General features: G+C 52.7%; 12 protein-coding genes and 3 pseudogenes. 9 read left to right on the plus strand and 6 right to left on the minus strand.

The features are described from left to right. Window positions 1-23: 23 nt before the first annotated feature. Entirely contained in the window at window positions 24-989 is a 966-nt protein-coding gene (locus tag ACOTX3_RS22960; RefSeq protein WP_000178515.1) for an ArdC family protein, read from the minus strand. A gap of 454 nt (window positions 990-1,443) precedes the next feature. Further along, window positions 1,444-2,664: pseudogene (locus ACOTX3_RS22965) on the minus strand (ISL3-like element ISKox3 family transposase). A 100-nt stretch (window positions 2,665-2,764) separates the two neighbouring features. Here ACOTX3_RS22965 and umuD point away from each other — a divergent pair. From umuD to ACOTX3_RS22985, 4 genes are all read left to right on the plus strand, one after another. Continuing rightward, entirely contained in the window at window positions 2,765-3,190 is a 426-nt protein-coding gene (gene umuD, locus ACOTX3_RS22970; RefSeq protein WP_000668788.1) for a translesion error-prone DNA polymerase V autoproteolytic subunit, read from the plus strand. Continuing rightward, on the plus strand, window positions 3,190-4,461 hold the full coding sequence (locus tag ACOTX3_RS22975; protein ID WP_000457544.1) for a Y-family DNA polymerase: 1,272 nt from the start codon (window positions 3,190-3,192) through the stop codon (window positions 4,459-4,461). Before umuD ends, ACOTX3_RS22975 begins: the two co-directional genes overlap by 1 nt. A gap of 78 nt (window positions 4,462-4,539) precedes the next feature. Further along, a complete protein-coding gene (locus ACOTX3_RS22980; RefSeq protein WP_000181753.1) occupies window positions 4,540-4,791 on the plus strand; it encodes a hypothetical protein in 252 nt (83 codons plus the stop codon). A gap of 53 nt (window positions 4,792-4,844) precedes the next feature. Then, window positions 4,845-5,150 (plus strand): hypothetical protein, encoded by a 306-nt coding sequence (locus ACOTX3_RS22985; RefSeq protein WP_000534920.1) that lies wholly within the window; start codon window positions 4,845-4,847, stop codon window positions 5,148-5,150. Between the two features lie 689 nt (window positions 5,151-5,839). On the opposite strand, the gene ACOTX3_RS22990 is transcribed toward ACOTX3_RS22985, so the two are convergent. Beyond that, the gene (locus tag ACOTX3_RS22990; RefSeq protein WP_000817037.1) at window positions 5,840-6,811 is read right to left on the minus strand and encodes a ParB/RepB/Spo0J family plasmid partition protein; all 972 of its coding nucleotides are present in this window, start codon (window positions 6,809-6,811) and stop codon (window positions 5,840-5,842) included. Continuing rightward, window positions 6,811-7,977, minus strand: a complete 1,167-nt coding sequence (sopA, locus tag ACOTX3_RS22995) for a plasmid-partitioning protein SopA (protein WP_000523812.1) — start codon at window positions 7,975-7,977, stop codon at window positions 6,811-6,813. Before sopA ends, ACOTX3_RS22990 begins: the two co-directional genes overlap by 1 nt. A 740-nt stretch (window positions 7,978-8,717) precedes the next feature. Here sopA and ACOTX3_RS23000 point away from each other — a divergent pair. Beyond that, window positions 8,718-9,728, plus strand: a complete 1,011-nt coding sequence (locus ACOTX3_RS23000) for a RepB family plasmid replication initiator protein (RefSeq protein WP_000200069.1) — start codon at window positions 8,718-8,720, stop codon at window positions 9,726-9,728. 805 nt (window positions 9,729-10,533) lie between these two features. On the opposite strand, the pseudogene ACOTX3_RS23005 reads toward ACOTX3_RS23000, so the two are convergent. Then, window positions 10,534-10,863: pseudogene (locus ACOTX3_RS23005) on the minus strand (lipocalin family protein); the annotation flags it as partial. 117 nt (window positions 10,864-10,980) lie between these two features. Here ACOTX3_RS23005 and ACOTX3_RS23010 point away from each other — a divergent pair. The 4 genes from ACOTX3_RS23010 to ACOTX3_RS23025 all read left to right on the plus strand — a co-directional run bounded on the left by ACOTX3_RS23010 (window position 10,981) and on the right by ACOTX3_RS23025 (window position 14,512). Continuing rightward, window positions 10,981-11,706 carry a MerR family transcriptional regulator gene (locus tag ACOTX3_RS23010; protein ID WP_000331736.1) on the plus strand — a complete coding sequence of 242 codons (726 nt, stop codon included), beginning with the start codon at window positions 10,981-10,983 and terminating at the stop codon, window positions 11,704-11,706. A gap of 99 nt (window positions 11,707-11,805) precedes the next feature. Then, the gene (gene uraH / locus ACOTX3_RS23015; RefSeq protein WP_000750474.1) at window positions 11,806-12,216 is read left to right on the plus strand and encodes a hydroxyisourate hydrolase; all 411 of its coding nucleotides are present in this window, start codon (window positions 11,806-11,808) and stop codon (window positions 12,214-12,216) included. Window positions 12,217-12,318: 102 nt separating this feature from the next. Next, window positions 12,319-13,278 (plus strand): YbgA family protein, encoded by a 960-nt coding sequence (locus ACOTX3_RS23020; protein ID WP_000208727.1) that lies wholly within the window; start codon window positions 12,319-12,321, stop codon window positions 13,276-13,278. 145 nt (window positions 13,279-13,423) lie between these two features. Beyond that, complete coding sequence (locus ACOTX3_RS23025) at window positions 13,424-14,512, plus strand: AAA family ATPase (RefSeq protein WP_000633445.1); 1,089 nt, start codon at window positions 13,424-13,426, stop codon at window positions 14,510-14,512. A gap of 62 nt (window positions 14,513-14,574) precedes the next feature. Here ACOTX3_RS23025 and ACOTX3_RS23030 read toward each other — a convergent pair. Continuing rightward, window positions 14,575-14,712, minus strand: a pseudogene (locus ACOTX3_RS23030) (IS6 family transposase); the annotation flags it as partial.

Below are 14,712 nucleotides of genomic sequence, written 5' to 3' on the forward strand. Positions count from 1 at the left end.
CCTGCACCGCAGGGCTCCAGCTGTCAGCAGTCCATCAGCCAGCGGTGCGCTTTTGAGGCCGCTGCCGCCGCTTTAAAGATGTAGCGCTTGTCTCCCTTCAGCGCTTTCAGCCAGGACGCGATATAGCTTTCATGCTGCACCTCTCCCGTAATCCCCAAATCCGCCAACAGAAACGCGCTGCCCAGCTCGGCGATCAGTTCCTCAAACGCATACGCCTCAGAGCCAAACTTATTGCCTTTTTCACGATTGAGGCGGGACGCTGCACCCGTCCAGTGAACCAGCTCATGCAGGCCGGTGGCGTAGAAGTTCGCCGCGTCCGCGAAGCGGAACCGCTCCGGCAGGACGATTTCATCGGTGGCCGGACGATAGAACGCCTTTACGCCCTGCTCGGTGATTTTTGCCCCGCTCCGGGTCATGAGTGCTTCCGCCTGCGGCAGCGGATCGAAACCGGCAACCGGCTGCGGCACGCTCTCGATGCTCAGGCCGTCGATTTGCTCCACGTTAAACACGGTAAAGGCTTTCAGCATCGGGATTTTTTCGATTTCCCCGTCCTCGTCCTCTTTCTCCAGCGTCTTGTAAAAGATGGCCGTCGTGCCGTGTTCACCTTTACGAACCTGGCCGCCCAGCTCCTGCGCCTGTTTGTAGGTCAGCCAGCGCTCGTCCTGAAAACCCTGTTTTGCCGCACTACACCACAGCAGCATGATATTAATTCCGCTGTATGTCGTGCCGGTGCTGAAGTTGGCCGGTAATCCCACCGCTGCGCCGTTGCGAACCCACGGACACACCCACGGCTTAACGCCGCTTTCCAGGGCTGCAATGATGCTGTCCGTTACTGTCTGGTAAAGGTCTGTTTTGACTGCGCCAGCACGGGCTTTGCTTTTGCCCCTGGAAAATTTCGTTTTTGAGGAGCCTGACTGCTCCAGCGGGGATACGCTGGTCGCCTGTGAAGCTTTAGGGGCGGTTGTCTGAGTGTGCAGGTTCATCGTCATGGCTGTTTCTCCGTCAGTGTGAATTTCGTCTTCGTATCGCCTGACGGTTCGGCCTGCCCGGAGTCGTTCTGGTCAGCAAGGGCGCGCAGCGTGCCATTTACCCTTGCTGTCCAGGTTGTGACGGGGGACGATTACCGGAAGCTGATACGCAGGAGAAAGGCATCACAGGAGAAAATGACGATGTGCACACCCGGACTTACCGCCCCTTTAGCTGCACGGGTGAAACTGCCCTTCAGCGTCCGGGAGGACGGGTAAAAAAAGCACTGACGACGTCAGTGCTGCCTTTGTGACATGCGGTGTTACACTGCCTCTGCCGGTCAGTTCGCCCTTCCTGAAACCGGGGGCGGTTTGTTTTCGGGGACGTTCTGACCGGCTATCCCCCCATCACTTGCAGAAATTTCACCGCCCCTTATACTGTATGCATATGGGTCTTCCCCGATCATGGTGGGAAGGCTCAGAACGCCATATTCAGCTTTCCGTAGTGGAACATCACCCCCAGTTTAAAGCGCTCCCGGTTTCGGTATCCCCTGGCTTTTATCCTCAGCAGCCTGATCTTGCTGTTAAGTGCCTCCGCATTTCCGTTTGAGACACTGTGTCGCATCGCATTCAGGATCCCCTACAGCCTTTTTCCTATCGTTTTCGCGGCATTTTTCATCATGGGAACGTCACTGTTAGCCGCCAGCGCCAACCATCTCTGCCAGTCACTCCGTCTTTCCTCGCTCCATGGCCTGTTCCAGATATCCTTTGCCAGCTCTTTCAGCGCCCAGCACTGGCTCGTCAGCTTCATCTGTGCACGCAGCCACATCAGCTTTTCCTGCCGGGATTCGGTCATCCACTTATCGCTGTACTGCCACAGGAAGCGGGTTCCTTTTGCCTGGTGTCGGCTTTCAACAGGGAGGTGCGGATGTTCATTCTGACGGGTTTTATCAACTACCTCGCCCAGTTGCTTCGCCACATGGAAGCGGTCAAAGGCGATTTTCTCAACCGCACTGGGTAAGTGGATACGCGCTGCTCTTATATAGCCCGCGTTCATGTCCATTGAGAGCGTTTTGATAGCCAGCAACTGCCCATCAGTGAGCGTGCGAAGATAGCCGGCAAGACTCTCTGTGCCGCGATCATCCGTTAAGGCCAGCGCCCGACCATCGCGATCGGAGATCACCGTTATGTAACGATGTCCTTTTTTAAAGGCGACCTCATCCACATTCATATGACGGGCGGATAATGGCTTTTTTATCCGGGCAAGACCTCGCTTAACTGCCCGGGTCATAATGCCGTCAACCGCATTCCAACTGAGCTTAAGTTGCTTCCTGACAGCATCAACGGTGCTGATTTTCAGCCATGAGAGAACGAACGATTCGAATAGCAACGTATACCGGCTTCCGGGGCCAGCCCACGGAACAGGCAACGTCAGGCAGCCATGCTCCGGACACATAATTCGTGGAACATCGGCTTCAACAATAGTGGTGAACTGGCAGGTATCAAGATGGCGCCATTTACGATGACGGTGATCGTGAACAGAACAGGATTTACCGCAGGTCGGACAGGCTAGCCGGGTGTTTTCAGCGATCTCAATAGTGACAGTAACAGAACCGGCATTTTCATCGAGAGAAAGGGACTTTACCTGCCACGGATCGGACAGGTTGAGAATATGAGCGTAGAGGGACTTTTCGTCCATGGCGGTGACCTCTGGCGATTAAATACACCATTATCATGCCTTCAGCCACCACAACAAGGGAAGACCCATGCATATACAGTTTTAAGCGAGGGAAAAAACGATGAAGTTCATTCCTGCAGTATCAGAAGCCAGCATAGTAAAAATTCCTTTGTTCACAGAGCGATGCCCTGCGGGTTTTCCGTCACCGGCAGCAAACTATACTGAGTCTGAACTGGATCTGAATGAGTACTGCATTCACCGGCGCCACTCCACCTATTTTGTCAGAGCGATTGGCAACTCAATGACTGATATTGGCCTCTATTCCGGCGATCTGATGGTCGTGGATAAAGCAGAACAGCCGCGGCACGGGGATATTGTTATCGCGGAAATTGAGGGTGAATTTACGGTAAAACGCCTGCTTCTGACGCCGCGGCCAGCCCTGCAGGCGATGAACCCGGACTTCCCTTCCCTGTACCCGGATCCGGAAACTCTGCAAATTTTCGGCGTGGTGACGGCCTTCATTCATAAAACCCGGAGGGCAGACTGATGTTCGCCCTGGCAGACGTCAACTCCTTCTACGCCAGTTGCGAGAAGGTTTTCAGGCCGGATTTGCGCGGCAAACCTGTCGTCGTTCTCAGTAACAACGATGGCTGCGTTATTGCCCGGAGTGCTGAAGCCAAACGGCTGGGTATAAAGATGGGAACCCCCTGGTTCCAGCTCAAAGAGGCGCAGTTTCCTGAAAAACTGTACGTTTTTTCCAGCAACTACGAGCTCTACGCGAGCCTGAGTAACCGTGTGGTCGCCCTGCTGGAAGAGCTGTCGCCCCGCGTCGAACAATACTCAATTGACGAATGTTTCCTGGATGCCCGGGGAATTAGCCACTGTATGGATCTGGAGGATTTTGGCAGGCAGCTGCGTGGGCATGTTCTCAGTGGAACCGGACTGACGATCGGTGTCGGCTTCGGCGCCACAAAAACACTGGCCAAATCGGCGCAGTGGGCGTCAAAGGAATGGCCACAATTCAGTGGGGTGCTGGCGCTGTCGCCCGAAAATCCACGCAGAACGGCAAAATTACTCAGCCTGCAGCCGGTGGAAGAAATCTGGGGCGTGGGGAACCGGATAGCGAAAAAGCTGCACGTTATGGGGATCACCACCGCCCTGCAGCTGTCGCTGACGAACCCTACATTTATCCGGAAAAACTTCAACGTAGTGCTGGAGCGCACGGTACGTGAGCTGAACGGCGAGAGTTGCATTTCGCTGGAGGAAGCGCCGCCGCCGAAACAGCAGATTGTCTGCAGTCGCAGCTTCGGGCAGCGGATCACCACCTACGGAGAAATGCGCCAGGCCGTCTGCCAGTATGCCGAGCGCGCGGCGGAAAAGTTGCGCGGTGAGCGACAGTACTGCCGGCATATCAGCACCTTCATCAAGACATCCCCTTTTGCGGTTAATGAGCCGTATTACGGTAACGTGGCCACGGAAAAACTGAACACCCCTACCCGTGACACCCGGGACATTATCGCGGCAGCGGTCAGGTCTCTGGACAGGATATGGCTCGATGGCCACCGCTACGCAAAAGCGGGGATAATGCTCAATGATTTCAGTCCGAACGGCGTCGCGCAGCTGAATCTGTTCGATGACGTGCAGCCACGGCCGCACAGCGATGCGCTGATGAAGGTACTCGACGGCATTAATCATTCCGGACTCGGGAAAGTCTGGTTTGCCGGACGGGGTATTGCGCCGGACTGGCAGATGAAACGGGAGATGCTGTCACCGGCATATACCACACGCTGGAAGGAGCTGCCGGTTGCCCGTTTCTGACCGTTGAAATGACAGAAGGGACTTGCCGCCAGAGCTTACTTTACCGATCATACAGGTGACTTGTCTCAGGGGGGAACCATGACAAATATCATTCTGTGTGATGTGACTGCCAGCGTCAGCGAACTTAAAAACGATCCGGTGGCCACCGCCAGTGCCCGCGGCGGCTACCCGGTCGAGATAATTGACCGTAACCGCCCTGTTTTTTATTGTGTGCCCGCGGCTTTGTATGAACAAATGCTCGATGAGCTGGACGAAAAAGACCTGGTGCAAACGATAACAGAACGTCAAAACCAGCCGCTGCGTGAAGTGGATCTCAATCAGTATCTGTGATGTGCTCCGGTGCGAGGAGCAAGGAATGTATTAAGCCAATGTTAAGGAACAATATGGGTAGCAAAATCGCAGGTGTGGTTTTCTTATACTTCGCTGTCTGGGGAATGGCTTCAGTGATTGAATTGCAGTACTGGCGTAACGCTGATACCTATCCTGTCTGGCTGACAAAACATCTCCGGATCTCTCCTGAAAATAACGACAAGAGCCTGATAAGGATAGAAATGGAAACCTTTGACAAGGTATGTGGTGATAAAAGGGGCCTCCTTGCCGTCACCCAAAAACAAAACGGTATGTTTATGCGCTGTGATGATTCCCCCGGTTTTTTTTCATGGTTCAGCGGCGTTTACAAAGTCAATTAATCAGATAACGTGTTGCACTTTCAATATGTTACCCACATGGTTATCCCCCGTTACTGTGGGTAATCAATATATTGTGTCTCTGGCAGCTGCTTTTCCTACCATATGTTGTCCCTGCCCGTTCTATTTTGTGATCGGACAGTGTGAAAAACGACATCACAGTGGAGACGCTGCTGACGGGATGATGTTCATCCAGGGTCGTAAGATCGGCCGGTACTGGTTACCCGCCGGACGAAGGGCCGGCCAACGCGCAGCGTCGGTAGCTGGCTTTAAAAATGCTGGCGGAAATTTAAAGATGAAGCCGCATACTCTGCGAAATTTTGCAAATTTCACTCAACATGCTTCGTTCAGATCCCAACAGAGCTTTCACCATCGCCTGTAACAGCCGTCCTGCTGCGTGATTACTCCGCTCAACGGGTTGCTGGCGACAAGCCAATACCTGTTCGTGACAGGCATTGATTGAACCGTTGTCCCTAACTAATAATGTGCCGACGATACAGGTGGGACCGTGGTCCCAGGCAGATAAGCTGACCGACGACGCAGGTGGGACCGTGGTCCCAGGGAGATAACCTGAGCGGCGATACAGGTGGGACCGTGGTCCCAGAGAGAATATTCAGGCCAGTTATGTTTTCTGGCCTGTGAGAAAGGAAATGAAGTAAAGGGAGATCACCGTAGACTAAAGCGTGTCCGCATCAGACTCCTGGTTTCTCAAGCTCCTTAAGAATGGCTTCTATTTTCTCTATACACTCCGCAGGAATGCGGGACCTATCCAGGTTAAGCACCATTTTATCGCCCTTATACAATGCTGTTGCCCCTGGAGCAAACTGATGACGTGAGCTCAGATTAACTCTTGATGCGGGAGATTGTTTCAGTACGGATGTTAAAAGACTAATGACCTCTTCAGCTTCAAAGATTAGTCCCGCTTTCTTCTGATCGTGGAGAGTCTCAGCCTGCTGCTTCAGTAATTCTTCTTTATCTGCAAAAGCCTTCTGAAGGGCTTCACCTGACCGGGCAGACAGTTCTCCAGGATGTGCAAACAGGGCAACAACGGATTTAGGCAATTTGGCCGTATTGATACAGCGGGTAATGATCTTACGAGAGATGTTTTCCGCATCGGCAAGCGCAGAAATATTTCCTGCAAACTCATTCTGCAGCCGGCTTGTATAACGCAGGCCACGTTCATAAGCACTCGTCGGCCGATAATCGTTACCCAGTCGGGACAATGCAGCCATCTGCTCATCGTCCAGTTCACCAACCAGAACGCGATAATCACTTTCCGTCAGGATTGCGGCTTTACGGCGACGGCTGCCGTCGGCAATTTCTATGACATCAGAAACCCGGCGGCCGAAAGCTGGAGTCTGCTGACCGGTCAGTAAAAATGAAGGAATGAGATCATCCAGAGCATCTTCGGTAAGTAGTTCCTGATCGCGCTCATTGCCTGACCATACGCGTGAAGCGCTCTCAACAGAGTCTCCCCGGAGCACCTCAAGGGTAAATTTCACTTCCCGTCCACATACCGGAAGAGAGATTGCATTACCGCGGGCCATAGCACCCACGCGCGCAATTAATGAATCCACCATCGGCGCGGCCGGCGCCGGTGATGAAGTATCTTCAGTCGATTGACTATGTGTGGTATGTCTTGGAATGACAGGAGCACGCTTCATTATCTAATCTCCCAGCGTGGTTTAATCAGACGATCAAAAATCTCATTGCAAACAGGCTCCCAGATAGAGAGGGCATTACGCCAGGCACCGGTTGAAGAACGTTGATCAATAGCCTGTTCAAAAACGGTTCTCATACGGATCTGACCTTTACCGACTTCATCCGTTTCGCGCACAACATTTTTAAGGACCATGCTTCCCCAGGCATCCCGAATTTGTTCTTCCATCCACGGGGACTGTGAGCCATTATTATTACTGTATTTGGTAAGCAGAATACGGACATCTGGCTCGAAGCCTTTAAGATCCACGTTCTTAAGCAGGTCACGAAGCATATCGAAAAACTGCAGTGCGGAGGTGTAGTCGAACAGCTCTGCCGGAGTAGGGACAATCAGAACATCAGCAGCGCATACAACATTTATCGTACCGATACCAAGGTTGGGTGCACTGTCGATAACTATCACGTCATAATCATGAGCGACAGTTTCAATGGCCAGACGGAGCATCAGGTGCGGGTCAGCAGGTAATTTGCCTTCGTCAAATTTCCCCATCAGCTCGGTTTCAATGCGGTGCAGTGCCAGACAGGACGGGATGATATCAAGGCCAGGCCAGCAGGTGGGCTTTATAGCGTAGCTGGCGTCATCCTTTTCCCCAAGATAAAAGGGCAGGAGAGTGTCCTCAGCATGAATATGAAGATCGGGCACCCATCCGTGATACATAGAAGCAGTTCCCTGTGGGTCATTGCCTTCAACAAGCAGAACACGGAGTCCTTTCAGAGCAAGATCCTGAGCCAGGTGAACGGATACTGAGGTTTTGTAAACACCACCTTTGTGAGCTGCAACGCCAATCACCGGCGGAAACGCATCTTCAGCACGGCGCAGTCGTGTACCAAATACATCCCGCATGTGATTGATTTGTTCGATGGTATAACCAACGCGTTGCTCAACTCTCCCACGGGTTTCCATATCAGGGTGCGGCAGCCGGCCAGCTTTCTCGGCATCCCTGATAGCCTGAGATGACACGCCAACTAAATCTGCCGCTTCACCAATCCTCCAGCGCCGGGTTATTTTCCGGGCTTCCGGACTGTCATCATTAAACTGTGCAATGGCGATTGCTTTCGTCATTTCATGACCAGCACTTATGCACTGGTTGAGTGTATCCATGAGTCCCATACTGAACATCCTTTAATCATCACTTTGCATTATTTTATTAAATCTTGGAATTTATTGCAAAGCAACAATAAAATCGCAAAGCACACGAAAAAGTGCAAAGTGAACCACATTGGGTAATGAAAGAACGCAGGGGATTACAAAAGAGTACATACCGCAGTCAATATTAATCACTGCCGCTCGCCGCAGTAAGCGATCTCACACAGTGAGAAAGCGGCGAGGAAGCGGAAAATCACAGAACTCACAGATTGCACGTACGTCGGGTTGCTAAAGATGACTCGGGATCAGCCAGTTATAATGAAATTGACTGCGGTATGTAATATATTGACTATGGTATGATGCTTACCGCATCTGTAGGAAAGACGACTCAGCATACCGCAGTCAATGTTTCATTGTTGTACCTGTAGATCTCAATCTTCCAGAGCGTATTCAGGAAAATCAGGCCAGGGGTCTGGATATCTGGTGTGGCGCTTCCGGCCTTGTATCTGGGTTATTCATGGTCTCGATCCAATAATTGATCCCAAGGAGATCATAGTGAGATCCAAAAGAGATCCCCGGATCGCTCCAGCATGCGCTGTAACTGGCTTTAACGTTTGTCTGGATCGACTGCGGAATGTAAAATGTTGACTGTTATATGCATAATCTAATACTGTGATATGCAACGGTATTTACTGAGGTATGTATATCCGTTGACTGCGATACGTATTACTACATCCTTTTGTGGATAACCGTTGAGGATCAAGATGACGAGCGAAAATAATAGCTTACTTCTGAACCTTCAGGAAGTTGATAAGACAACCGGTGAAGTTGTTAAGCTGGATGTCAACAGCACCAGTACCGTGCAGCCAGTAGCGCTCATGAGACTCGGTCTCTTCGTCCCAACTCTGAAATCAACAGGGAAGAGCAAGGCGAACCGGAAAAACGTTACAGACGCGACTGAGGAGCTTGTACAGCTGGCCATTGCCAAAAGCGAAGGATACACTGACGTTAAGATCACCGGTTCGCGTCTTGATATGGACACGGATTTTAAAGTCTGGCTGGGGATAATTCGCTCCATGTCGGAGTATGGGGTAAAAAGTGACACCCTGGAACTGTCGTTCGTCGAATTCGTTAAGATGTGCGGATTTGACTCCCGTCGTTCAAACAAAAAAATGCGCGATCGCATCAGTAATTCCCTGTTTAAACTCGCCTCGGTTACGCTGAAGTTCCAGAGCGAGACCAAAGGATGGACCACCCATCTGGTGCAGTCAGCCTATTATGACATCAACGAGGATATCGTTGAGATCAAGGCTGAACCTAAGCTGTTTGAGCTTTACCACATGGACAGAAGGGTACTGCTGCGGCTGAAAGCCATTGACGCCCTGCAGCGCAAGGAATCAGCCCAGGCGCTTTATACCTACATCGAAAGTCTTCCCCAGAATCCTGCACCTATTTCCATGAAACGGATGCGTGACCGGCTGAATCTCACCTCAAATGTCTATACACAGAACCACACGGTGCGTAAGGCGATGGAGCAGCTGCGTGATATTGGTTATCTGGATTACACCGAGTTTAAACGTGGCCGAGCCACCTATTTCAGCGTGCATTATCGCAACCCCAAACTCATCAGTAGTCCTGTGAAGGTTCCGCGCAAAGAGGAAGAAGAGAAGGCGCCAGAGCAAAATTATGACGAAGTCATTAAGGCGCTGAAGGCTGCTGGCATCGATCCTCTTAAACTGGCTGAAGCCCTCTCAGCGATGAAGCCAGAAAATTGACTGCGATATGCATATCATGACTGCCGTATGCCGCTAAGGACATTCCATTGACTGTGATATGCATCACGCATACCGCAGTCAATATTTATTCTCTATCATGTCTGCCCGGATCGAACAATATTGACTGTCATATGTGATTTCGGGTCATGATACGCAGATATTGACTACGGAATGCGGGTTTAATGGGGGTAATCCCTGGTCTGTTCACCATTCCATGGGGGATAACATGCCACAGTCAATTTTTCAGTAACGCTCTATATCCCTTACGAAAATCTCAATCGGGTGCTGAGACGGTCATGTTACCTGACGGTATCCGTTCCCCTGTGTACTGCAGGTTTAGCCCGGCAGGATGAGACTGCAGCTGTCTGTATAACCCGGCGCCAGCTTCACACTGTTAAATGCGATCAGGAAACGGGAGCCGAATGGCAGAAAGGTGTTGGCTAGGGAAGGTGCGAATAAGCAGGTTATTTCTTCCCAAGCTGACTCGCTGATTAAAATTTCGCGGATCTGGGCCGATTTTTTTCCCGCAAACACATCGAATCAGCCTATTTAGGGGTCAGTTTGGAGATCGGAAATTTTTGTACGTTAAGCACATTATTTAACCAATTCGGATACGTAAGTGATTGATTTATCGTCATTGGCTATCGCTTTTAGGTTGTCGCTCTTGCTGTATCGCATTTAGGTTATCCGATTAAGACAAAATCCCCTGAAAACGCTGTATAGCGCGGGAGTACACCCTATTGCTACAGGTAAGCCTGTTCAAAAAACAGGCTTACCGTACAATAATTCTCTATATCCAAACTGACCCCAAGAAGGACACCTTCAGCGCGGCCGTGGTCGGTTCGCCGGTAAAGTAGGCTTTACCCTCGCTCTCATTCCACTTGTTCTTCACAGGGTCGTAGCCGCGGTTAAGCACGCTGATGCCGCCGTCGCTGCGCTTGCCGTAGGTGGCGGTAACCTGCTCTAGGCCGCGTTCAAAGCGGTTTTCCAGGCGAGCGACTTCGTACCATTTGCCAAGATAGCGGCTGGCGTCAAAACCGGAAATGGGCTGCACGCCCTTCGGTGGGGTAGGGGATTTACAGGCTACCAGCGTCAGGGCAATGGCAACACCGGTCACAACAGGCCATAGCTTCATGAGAATTCCTTTCATTTGCACGGTTGGAAATTAAGTGTAGTGCACCGCGGCGGCGCTTCATCCCATCCGCGAAAATTCGTAGTATATTGAGAGTATTCCTCAACTCTGGACACGGACATGGCTTACTCCATCGGCGAATTCGCCAGACTCAGCGGGATCACCGCCACCACGCTGCGGGCCTGGCAGCGGCGCTACGGCTTACTCAAGCCTCAGCGCACGGAGGGCGGCCACCGCCAGTACAGCGATGAGGACGTCCAGCAGGCGCTAAAAATCCTCGACTGGGTAAAAAAAGGCGTCCCGATTGGCCAGGTCAAACCGCTGCTGGAGCGCCCTACGTCGCGCCTGACCAACAACTGGCTCACGCTGCAGCAGAGCATGTTACAGCGCCTGCAGGACGGCAAAATCGAGTCCCTGCGTCAGATGATTTACGACGCAGGACGCGAGTACCCAAGACCAGAACTGGTCGCGAACGTGCTGCGTCCGCTGCGCAGTCAGGTGTCGGCAAACGTCGCCGCCGCCATGACCCTGCGGGAGATCCTCGACGGCATCATCATCGCCTACACCTCGTTTTGCTTGGAAGGCGATAAAAAAGCGCCGGGCGACAACATCCTGCTCAGCGGCTGGAACCTGAATGACCCGTGCGAAGTCTGGCTCGAAGCCTTAACCCGCACCGGGCAAGGCCACCGTATCGATATTTTACCCACGCCGCCCGCCACGCTGGCCCCGGAGATTTTCCCGGACCGCCACTGGCTTCTGGTCACGCGCGGTAAACTCACCGCCGCGCGCAAAAAGCAGATCGAGCAGTGGCAGCAGCAGGTATCGCTTGAAGTGATTATCCTCTAATCATTTTCTCCTGCGGGAATCTTCACGAAAAGTTGAATATTTTCCCGCGCCACAAATGCTAACGTTTTCCTGTGACCGACAACCCCACAGGAAAACACAATGAAAAAAACTGCCTCTCTGCTGATGCTGACCACCCTGGCCTTTGCCCCTGCCGCCTTTAGCGCCCCTGCCGGCACGCTGAGCGTACACATTCTTGACCAGCAAACCGGGATGCCGCCATCGTACGTTACCGTCACGCTGGAAAAACAGCAGCAGGACAAATGGACCCCAATTGCCAGCGGCAAAACTGACCATGACGGCCGCATCAAATCGCTTTATCCGGAGGATCAGGATATGCAGCCCGGCGTCTATAAAGTGGCCTTTAAAACCGCAGATTACTTCCACGGGAAGAAGCTGGACTCCTTCTTCCCGGAGATCCCGGTGCTGTTCACCGTAACCCGGACCAACGAAAAGCTGCACATCCCTCTCCTGCTGAGCCAATACGGTTATTCAACTTACAAGGGCAGTTAAGAAACGTTGATTTTAAAGGCAAATAAAAAATAATTCCGCTAATACTTGGACAAATTAGTTATGTTGTGTAAGTTTTAAAGAGAAGAACGGGAGGACCACACCATGACAACAAAACCTGTGCTCGGTATTAGCGGATGTTTGACCGGGTCTGCCGTTCGCTTCGACGGCGGACACAAGCGTATGGGCTTTGTCATGGATGAACTGGCCCAGTGGGTGAGTTTCAGGCCCGTCTGCCCGGAAATGGCGATTGGCCTGCCGACGCCACGCCCGGCCATACGCCTGACGCTGACGGACAGCGGCGAAACGCAGCTCCGCTTCAGCAAGCCGCCCCATGATGATATAACGCAGAAAATGGCCGACTTTACGGCGGACTATCTGCCAAAAATCGGCGATCTGTCGGGATTTATCGTCTGCGCGAAATCGCCAAGCTGCGGCATGGAACGCGTGCGGCTATATGATGAAAACGGCAACCGGGGCCGCAAGGAGGGTGTCGGGCTGTTCACCGCCGCCCTGCTTGAAACCTACCCGTGGCTGCCCGTGGAGGAAGACGGTCGGCTGCACGCCCCGGTGCTGCGGGAAAACTTTATCGAGCGGGTATTTGCCCTGCACGAGCTGAACACGCTGCGCGCTAAAGGCCTGACGCGCCGCGCGCTGCTGGATTTCCACAGCCGCTATAAATTGCAGCTTCTGGCGCACCATCAGGCGGGCTACCGCGAGATTGGCCCGTTCGTTGCGTCGCTGCATGAATGGGAAGATCTGGACGCGTTCTTCGTGGCGTACCGCGAAAAGCTGATGACCATCCTGAAAAAGCCCGCCTCGCGGAAAAACCATACCAACGTGCTAATGCATATCCAGGGCTATTTCCGTAACCAGCTGAACAGCCGCCAGCGCGTCGAGCTGCGCGATGTGATCCTGCACTATCGCGACGGGCTGCTACCCATCCTCGCGCCGTTGACGCTACTGAAACACTACATGGCCGAATACCCTGACCGGTATCTGATGACGCAAAACTACTTTGATCCCTATCCTGATGATTTGGGTCTGCGTCTGGCAGTAACCTGACGATAAAAATGCGAAGGCCCGTTTGACCCACAGAGGCCCAAAGCAGTACCCCGTTTAGACGACACCCTCACTGTCGTCTCTTTTTTGCATTCCACACAAAAGACTGTAATTATGTACAGGATTGTAACGCAAAAAGGGACTGCCTGTGATCACCACCCTGCACATTCAAAACTACCGCTCGATTCGCGAAATGTCGCTGGAGCTGGAACAGCTCAACATCGTCTTTGGCCCAAACGGCACCGGAAAATCCAATATCTACAAGGCGATCCACCTGATGCACAGCGCCGCACAGGGGCAGTTTTCGCAGGCACTGGCGAACGAGGGTGGGATTTTAAAAGTGTTCTGGGCAGGCAAAACCCGCAGCGACCAGCTGCGGCGGATGAATTTGGCCGTTGAAACCGAAACCTACGAATACGAGCTGCAGGTAGGCTTTGTCGAAAAACTGCCTTACCCCTCACAGTTTCAACTCGATCCGGTGATCAAAGAAGAGTCCATCTGGCTGAGTGGTCAATACCGCCGCCCGTCGTCACAGCTGATGAAGCGTAAAAATCAGGCCGTATTTCTGAACAACGTGCATCACGAGAAAGTCACCCACAGCGGCACGCTGTATGAGAACGAATCGGTGTTCGGCCAGCTTGGCGAGCCGCATCTTTACCCGGAAGTGTCGCAGATGCGCGAGTCGCTGCGTAACTGGCGCTTTTATCAGGAGTTTTCTGTATCAATCGGCTCGGCCATGCGCGCGCCTCAGGTCGGTTTCCGCTCCCCAGTGCTGGCCAGCGACGGCGCAAACCTGGCGGCGGCGTTTCAGACCATCGTGGAAATTGGCGACGAGCTGCTGCTGATGCGCATCCTCGACCAGGCCTTCCCCGGCTGCGTGTTTTACAGCGACAACACCGGCGGACGCTTCCGGATGATGATGCAGCGTGAAGGGCTAAGCAGACCGCTGGAGCCGGCGGAATTCTCCGACGGCACTCTGCGTTTTCTGTGCCTGGCGGTGGCGCTATTAAGCCCGCGTCCACCGGCCTTTATCGCCCTCAACGAACCGGAAAACAGCCTGCATCCGCAGATGCTGCCCGCGCTGGCGAGCTTAATCGCCGAGGCCAGCCGCTACTCGCAAATTTGGCTGACCAGCCACTCGCCGGAACTGGCGAATTTAATTGAGAAACAGAGATCGTTTTCGCTGTATCAGCTGTCGATGGTGGAAGGAGAAACGAAGGTGGAGAGGCTGGGGTAGTCTCCCAGAGGGCACTGTTGCAAAGTTAGCGATGAGGCAGCCTTTTGTCTTATTCAAAGGCCTTACATTTCAAAAACTCTGCTTACCAGGCGTATTTCGCCCAGGGGATCACCATAATAAAATGCTGAGGCCTGGCCTTTGCGTAGTGCACGCATCACCTCAATACCTTTGATGGTGGCGTAAGCCGTCTTCATGGATTT

Origin of the sequence: Enterobacter cloacae complex sp. IR5384 (assembly GCF_049237265.1) — a bacterium.
Lineage (GTDB): Bacteria > Pseudomonadota > Gammaproteobacteria > Enterobacterales > Enterobacteriaceae > Enterobacter > Enterobacter cloacae.